Origin of the sequence: Streptomyces sp. E2N166, assembly GCF_003671715.1 — a bacterium.
In the GTDB taxonomy this organism is placed as follows: Bacteria; Actinomycetota; Actinomycetes; order Streptomycetales; family Streptomycetaceae; genus Streptomyces; species Streptomyces thinghirensis.
Window position 1 is genome coordinate 1,355,339 of sequence record NZ_RAIF01000006.1, and the last position, 7,054, is coordinate 1,362,392.

At 73.3% G+C, this 7,054-nt stretch carries 6 protein-coding genes and 1 pseudogene; 3 read left to right on the forward strand and 4 right to left on the reverse strand.

The annotated features are described in order from the left end of the window. Window positions 1–310 precede the first annotated feature (310 nt). Window positions 311–1,513 (forward strand): amino acid deaminase/aldolase, encoded by a 1,203-nt coding sequence (locus EBH09_RS06580; protein WP_121745997.1) that lies wholly within the window; start codon window positions 311–313, stop codon window positions 1,511–1,513. Window positions 1,514–1,544: 31 nt separating this feature from the next. Here the strand turns inward: EBH09_RS06580 and EBH09_RS06585 are convergent, their stop codons facing one another. The 4 genes from EBH09_RS06585 to EBH09_RS06600 are packed head-to-tail and all read right to left on the reverse strand — an operon-like array spanning window position 1,545 to window position 6,094. Further along, the gene (locus tag EBH09_RS06585) at window positions 1,545–2,504 is read right to left on the reverse strand and encodes a DUF2510 domain-containing protein (RefSeq protein WP_121745998.1); all 960 of its coding nucleotides are present in this window, start codon (window positions 2,502–2,504) and stop codon (window positions 1,545–1,547) included. Window positions 2,505–2,541: 37 nt separating this feature from the next. Further along, window positions 2,542–3,324 (reverse strand): 3-oxoacyl-ACP reductase, encoded by a 783-nt coding sequence (locus EBH09_RS06590; RefSeq protein ID WP_121745999.1) that lies wholly within the window; start codon window positions 3,322–3,324, stop codon window positions 2,542–2,544. Window positions 3,325–3,330: 6 nt separating this feature from the next. Further along, the gene (locus EBH09_RS06595; protein WP_121746000.1) at window positions 3,331–4,722 is read right to left on the reverse strand and encodes an aldehyde dehydrogenase family protein; all 1,392 of its coding nucleotides are present in this window, start codon (window positions 4,720–4,722) and stop codon (window positions 3,331–3,333) included. 7 nt (window positions 4,723–4,729) lie between these two features. Continuing rightward, entirely contained in the window at window positions 4,730–6,094 is a 1,365-nt protein-coding gene (locus EBH09_RS06600; protein WP_121746001.1) for a glutamine synthetase family protein, read from the reverse strand. Window positions 6,095–6,168: 74 nt separating this feature from the next. Between EBH09_RS06600 and EBH09_RS06605 the strand changes: the two genes are divergently transcribed. Both EBH09_RS06605 and EBH09_RS38630 read left to right on the forward strand, forming a co-directional pair. Next, the gene (locus EBH09_RS06605; RefSeq protein WP_193776139.1) at window positions 6,169–6,903 is read left to right on the forward strand and encodes an FCD domain-containing protein; all 735 of its coding nucleotides are present in this window, start codon (window positions 6,169–6,171) and stop codon (window positions 6,901–6,903) included. A 63-nt stretch (window positions 6,904–6,966) separates the two neighbouring features. After that, window positions 6,967–7,054, forward strand: a pseudogene (locus tag EBH09_RS38630) (gamma-glutamyl-gamma-aminobutyrate hydrolase family protein); the annotation flags it as partial.

Consider the following 7,054-nt stretch of genomic DNA (forward strand, 5'->3'; position numbering starts at 1 on the left):
GCGGCGTGCTTCCGTGCTCATGCGCCCCCCGTTTCCTCTTCCTCGGGCCCGGGCCCTTGCTCGACGAGGGCCGGTGATGTGGTCTCCCGCCCCGGCCCGGCACGGACCGATCCGTCCCGGGCACGCATACCCGCACGGATCGACCGCCATCCCGGCGCGGACCTCGGGCCCGCCGCCCGGGTCGTCGGGCCGTGCGTGCGCGTCACTCTACGGCGTGACCCCGTTCGGCGGGGAACCAGTCCACGCGCCCGTGGCATTGGCCCGGAACGTCCCCCTACCCTGCGGTAAGCCCGTCTGGCAGGCTGCGTCCATGACTGCGCGCGCCGCCGACCGGGCCCGTTACGACCGGGCCACCGCCCATCTGGACGCCCCCGTGGCGATCGTGGATCTGGAGGCCTTCGACGCCAACGCGGACGACCTGGTCCGACGGGCGGGCGGCAAGCCGATCCGGGTCGCCGGCAAGTCCGTACGCTGCCGTGCGCTGCTCGAACGCGCCCTGGCGAGAGACGGTTTCGCGGGCGTCATGTCGTTCACGCTGGCCGAGTCCCTGTGGCTGGCGCGCTCCGGTTTCGAGGACGTGCTCCTCGGCTATCCGTCGGCGGACCGCGCCCGGTACGCCGAGCTGACCGCCGACCCCAAGCTCGCCTCCGCCGTGACCGTGATGATCGACGACCCGGCGCAGCTCGACCTCATCGACGCCGCTCGCGAAGGCGGCCGGGAAGTCGTGCGGGTCTGCCTGGAGTTGGACACCTCGCTGAGGCTGTTCGGGGGGCGGGTCCGGATCGGGGCCCGGCGCTCCCCGCTGCACTCCCCCGCCGAGGTCGCCGACCTGGCCCGCGCGGTGGTCCGCCGGCCGGGGTTCGAGGTCGTGGGGCTCATGGCGTACGAGGGGCATGTCGCCGGTGTCGGGGACGCGGTGGCCGGCCGGCCGCTGCGGTCCCGGGCGGTGCGGCTGATGCAGGCCGCCGCCCGCCGGGAACTCGCCGAGCGGCGTGCCGCGGTCGTGCGCGCGGTGCGGGCCGTGGTGCCCGACCTGGAGTTCGTCAACGGCGGCGGCACGGGCAGCGTGCAGCACACCGCCGCGGAGGAGGCGGTGACGGAGATCGCCGCCGGGTCCGGGCTGTACGTGCCGCGGCTGTTCGACAACTACACGTCGTTCCGGGGCCGTCCGGCGGCGCTGTTCGCCCAGCCCGTCGTACGGCGGCCGGGGGTCGGGGCCGTGGCCGTCCTCGGCGGCGGCTACCCGGCCTCCGGTGCGCCCGGCGCCGACCGGCTGCCGGTGCCGTACCTGCCCGAGGGCCTGCGCTACGACCCCCAGGAGGGCGCCGGTGAGGTGCAGACGCCGCTGCTCGGCCCGCCCGCCGACGACCTGCTCATCGGCGACAAGGTGTGGTTCCGGCACGCCAAGGCCGGGGAGCTGTGCGAGCGGTTCGACGCGCTGCACCTGGTGGAGGGGGACGCGGTGACGGCGACGGTGCCGACGTACCGGGGCGAGGGACACACTTTCCTGTAGCCCCGTGCTCTGTGGCCCCGAAGCCCCGTGCCTACGGTCGGCTCGACGGGCCGATGCCGCTGCCCACGCCGCCGCCCGTGTCCGCGTCGCCGGCGGGCCGGATGCCCTTGGTGATCCGGTCCATGTCGTCGAGCGGCGGTCCGTCCTCGCCGGCGTCGAAGACGTAGCGGACGAGGACCGGTGACTCGGTGCCGACGGTGGAGGGGAAGACCAGCGACTGCACGTAGCCGCCGGGGCCCTTGGCGGTCTTCACCCGCCAGCGCACGTAGTACCCGGCGCGTCCGGCGACCGCGACCTGCCCGGAGGCCACCTCCTCGTGGGACTCGATGCCGCCGAAGGGCTTGTTGCCGATCAGGTCACGGTCGTAGGCGTCGTCGGCCGCGTCCTCGATGTCCTGCTGGGCGAGGGCTTTCGGGGAGGACTCGGCGTTCGCGGTGACGGTGCGGGAGATGACGAGACCGTGCCGGCACACGCCGCCGTCGCCGGGGCAGTCGTAGGTGCCGTCCGTGGTCATCATGACGTCGTCCTCGGTGACGTACTCGGGCAGCACCCAGCCGGTCGGGAGCGGGAAGGTGATGCCGTTGAGCTGGTCCTCGACCACGGCCGGGTCGTCGGCGGAGGGTTCGGAGGGCGTCGGCGAGGGGGTCGGCGTCGCGGTGACCGGTTCCGGGGCGGTGGACGTCGCGGCGGTCGGCGGGGGCTGCGCCGCGGGGCCGCCGTCGTCCTCTCCGAGGACGAACACGCCGGTGACGATCGCCGCGACCAGCACGGCCGCCGCGGCGGTGAGGGCGACGGCCTTTCCACGCCCGGGCACGGGCTGCCGCTGGAGCGCCGGCTGCTGGTGTTGCATCGGCTGGGGTTGCGAGGGCAGGGGTGCGCCGAACCCGGTGGTCTCGGGTGCGCGACGGTGCTCGGTCCAGGCCGTGCCGTCCCACCAGCGTTCCTGGTGCGGGGCCGACGGATCGCGATACCAGCCGGGCGGCGGCGTCATGCTCATTCAGGCACTGTAGGACGCCGCCCGGGGCGATCTACAGCGGTGTGACGTACGCCCCGGAAATCCCGCCGTCCACCAGGAAGTCGGTGGCGTTCACGAAGGAGGAGTCGTCGCTGGCCAGGAACGCGACGGCCGCGGCGATCTCCTCGGCCTCGGCGAACCGCCCGAGCGGGATGTGGACGAGCCGGCGCGCGGCCCGCTCCGGGTCCTTGGCGAACAGTTCCTGGAGGAGCGGGGTGTTGACCGGGCCGGGGCAGAGGGCGTTGACCCGGATGCCCTCCCGCGCGAACTGCACGCCCAGTTCCCGGGACATGGCGAGGACGCCGCCCTTGGACGCCGTGTACGAGATCTGCGAGGTGGCCGCGCCCATCCGGGCCACGAAGGACGCGGTGTTGATGACGGACCCCCTGCCCTGGCGCCGCATGTAGGGGATGGCGGCCTTGCAGCACAGGTAGACGGAGGTGAGGTTGACCTCCTGGACGCGCTTCCACGCCTCCAGCCCCGTCTCCAGGATGGAGTCGTCGTCGGGCGGCGAGATACCGGCGTTGTTGAAGGCGACGTCGACGCTGCCGTAGGTGTCGTACGCCGTCCTGAACAGCGCCTCGACCTGTTCGGGGTCGGTGACGTCGACCTTCACGAAGGTGCCGCCGATCTCCTCGGCCGCCGCCTTGCCCCGGGTCTCGTCCACGTCGCCGCAGACCACGTGCGCGCCCTCGGAGGCGAGCCGGCGGGAGGCGGCGAGGCCGATGCCGCTGCCCGCCCCGGTGACGACGGCGGTACGGCCGACCAGACGGCGGCAGATGATGTCCTCGGTCATGAGTGGCTAGGCCTCCGTGTTCGACGAGACGTTGCTGATGAAGACGTTCTTGGTCTCGGTGAAGGCGGTCAGCGCGTCCGGGCCGAGTTCGCGGCCGAGGCCGGACTGCTTGAACCCGCCGAACGGCGTCCAGTAGCGGACGCTGGAGTGGGAGTTGACGGACAGGTTCCCCGCGCGGACCGCGCTCGACACGCGCAGGGCGCGGCCGACGTCCCGGGTCCACACCGACCCGGACAGTCCGTAGTCGGTGGCGTTGGCCAGGCGGACGGCGTCGGCCTCGTCCTCGAAGGGCAGGACGACGGCGACGGGCCCGAAGACCTCCTCGACGGCCACGGGCGCGTGCGCGCCGACACCGGTGAGGACGGTGGGCGGGAACCAGAAGCCGGGGCCGCCCTCGGGGGTCCTGCCGCGGATGCCGTCCGCTTCGGTGGGGACGTAGGAGCGGACGCGGTTCAGCTGGGCGCGGGAGATCAGCGGGCCCATGTCGGTGCGCTCGTCGGCCGGGTCGCCGACGAGGACGGACTCGATCGCGGGGGCGAGGAGGGCGAGGAAGCGGTCGTACACCGTGCGCTGGACGAGGATGCGGGTGCGGGCGCAGCAGTCCTGGCCGGAGTTGTCGAGGAAGGACATGGGCGTGGCGGCCGCGGCTGCCTCGATGTCCGCGTCGGCGAAGACGATGTTGGGGCTCTTGCCGCCCAGTTCGAGGGTGACGGGCTTGAGGAGCGCCGCGCCCTTGGCCGCCACCTGCCGGCCCACGGCCGTCGACCCGGTGAAGACGACCTTCGCCACGCCCGGATGTTCGACGAGCGCGTCGCCCGCGACCGGCCCACGACCGGGCAGCACCTGGAACAGGCCCTCGGGGAGCCCGGCCGTCAGGGCGAGTTCGGCCAGGCGCAGCGCGGTCAGCGGGGTCGTCTCGGCGGGCTTGAGGAGGACCGCGTTGCCGGCCGCCAGCGCCGGCGCGGTGCCCCAGGCGGCGATCGGCATCGGGAAGTTCCAGGGCGCGATGACGCCGACGACGCCGAGCGGTTCGAGGATCGTCACGTCCAGGCCGCCGGTGACCGGGATCTGCCGTCCGGTGAGCCGCTCCACTCCCCCGGCGGCGTAGTCGAGCAGGTCGCGGACGTTGCCGGCCTCCCAGCGGGCGTTGCCGATGGTGTGCCCGGCTTCCCGGACCTCCAGCCGGGCCAGTTCCTCCAGGTGCTCGTCGACCGCGGTGGCGAAGCGGCGCAGGAGCCGGGCGCGGTCGCCGGGGGTGAGGGCGGCCCAGGCCGTCTGCGCCCGCGTGGCCCGTACGACGGCGGCGTCGACGTCGGCCGCGGAGGCGGCGGGGACGGTGGCGAGGACCTCTTCGGTGGCGGGGTTCAGTACCCGTAGCGGGTCGGGCAGGTCGGACAACGGGGCCTCACATGCGTTCGAAGGAGCGGCGCAGCTCCCAGTCCGTGACGGCGGCGTCGTAGGCGTCCAGTTCGACGCGCGCCGTGTTGCGGTAGTGGGCGACGACCTCGTCCCCGAAGGCGGCCTTGGCGAGGGTGCTGTTCTCCCAGAGCTCGGCGGCCTCGCGCAGGGTGGCGGGGACGTGTTCGTAGTCGGCGGTGTAGGCGTTGCCGGCGCAGGGTTCGGGCAGTTCCAGCCGCTGTTCGACGCCGTGCAGTCCGGCCGCGACCATGCCGGCCACCGCGAGGTACGGGTTGACGTCGCCGCCGGGGAGCCGGTTCTCGAAGCGGAGCGAGCGGCCGTGGCCGACGACGCGCAGGGCGCAGGTGCGGTTGTCGTGGCCCCAGGCGACGGCGGTCGGGGCGAAGGAGCCCGGCTGGAACCGCTTGTAGGAGTTGATGTGGGGGGCGTAGAGGAGGGAGAACTCGCGCAGCGCCACCAGCTGCCCGGCGAGGAAGTGCCGCATGACCTCGGACATGCCGTCCGCCCCCTCGCCGGCCATGGCGCTGTTGCCGTCGGCGTCGGTGAGGGAGAGGTGGATGTGGCAGGAGTTGCCCTCACGCTCGTTGTACTTGGCCATGAAGGTGAGGGACATGCCCTCTTGGGCCGCGATCTCCTTGGCGCCGGTCTTGTAGACCGCGTGCTGGTCGCAGGTGACCAGGGCCTCGTCGTAGCGGAAGACGATCTCGTGCTGGCCGGGGTTGCACTCGCCCTTGGCGGACTCGACGGTGAGGCCGGCGCCGGCCATCTCGTTGCGGATGCGCCGCAGCAGGGGCTCGATGCGGCCGGTGCCGAGCACGGAGTAGTCGATGTTGTACTGGTTGGCCGGGGTCAGGCCGCGGTAGTTCGAGTCCCAGGCCTGTTCGTAGGTGTCCCGGAAGACGATGAACTCCAGCTCGGTGCCGGCCCGCGCGGTCCAGCCGTGGCCGGCGAGGCGCTCCAGTTGGCGGCGCAGGATCTGGCGGGGCGCGGCGAGCACCGGGGAGCCGTCCTCCCAGGCGAGGTCGGCGACGACCATCGCGGTGCCCTCGTTCCACGGCAGGCGGCGCAGGGTGGCCATGTCGGCGTGCATGGCGAAGTCGCCGTAGCCGCGGTCCCAGGAGGACATCGCGTACCCGTCGACGGTGTTCATGTCGACGTCGACGGCGAGGAGGTAGTTGCAGCCCTCGGTGCCGTGCCGGAGGACCTCGTCGAGGAAGAAGCGGGCGGCGAACCGCTTGCCCTGGAGGCGGCCCTGCATGTCGGGGAAGGCCAGGACGACGGTGTCGATGTCACCGGCGGCGACGAGGGCGTGCAGTTCCTCGACCCCGAGCGGGGGTGTGCGGTCTGCCACGGGGGGAGCCTCCTTCTGGCCGGGAGCCATAAGGTATTGCCGGGAACCATTGCCTGGGAAGGGGGCGCGGCCGCATGCCGGAGGAAACCGGCGGGAGCGTGCCGGACCGGCTCGCACCGGTGCTGCGGGCGGTGCGGGCGGGGAACGGCTTCGAGGAGGCGCTGGAGCAGATCCTCCAGATCGTCAGGCTGGGTCTGGTGCCGGGGGGCGAGCGGCTGCCGGCCGAGCGGGAGCTGGCGGAGCGGATGGGGATCAGCCGGGTGACGCTGCGCGAGGTGCTGAGGGTGCTCCAGGACCAGGGGCTGGTGGAGGCCCGGCGCGGCCGGTACGGCGGAACGTTCGTGCTGCCGCGGGCGGACGCGGGGGGCGAGGACGAGCTGCGGCGCCGGGTCGCCGGGATCGACATCGAGGACGTGCTGCGCTTCCGCGAGGTGCTGGAGGTGGGCGCGGCCGGGCTGTGCGCGGCGCACGGACTGACGGACGCGCGGGCGGCGCGGCTGCGCGAGGCGCTGGCCGGCACGCGGGACGCGCCGCTGGCGGAATACCGGCGGCTGGACACGATGCTGCACCTCACCCTCGCCGAACTGTGCGGCTCCCCGGCCCTCGCCGCGCAGTACGCGGCCGTCCGGTCCACCCTGAACGACCTGCTGGACTGCATCCCGCTGCTGGTGCGCAACCTGGAACACTCCCAGCGCCAGCACACCGCCCTCGTGGAGTCCGTGCTCGACGGGGACGCGGACGGGGCGCGGGAGATCGCGCGGGAGCACTGCGCGGGCACGGCGGCGCTGCTGCGCGGGTTCCTGGCGTGAGCGCCTTGCCGCGGGGGCGTTCCCCGGCAAAGGTATGAGGACGATCCAATGTCTGGAGGTCGGATGGCGGGCAGGCCGCTGATCGGCGTCAGCACGTACCTGGAGTCAGGGGCGCGCTGGGGTGTGTGGGAACTGGAGGCGGCGCTGCTGC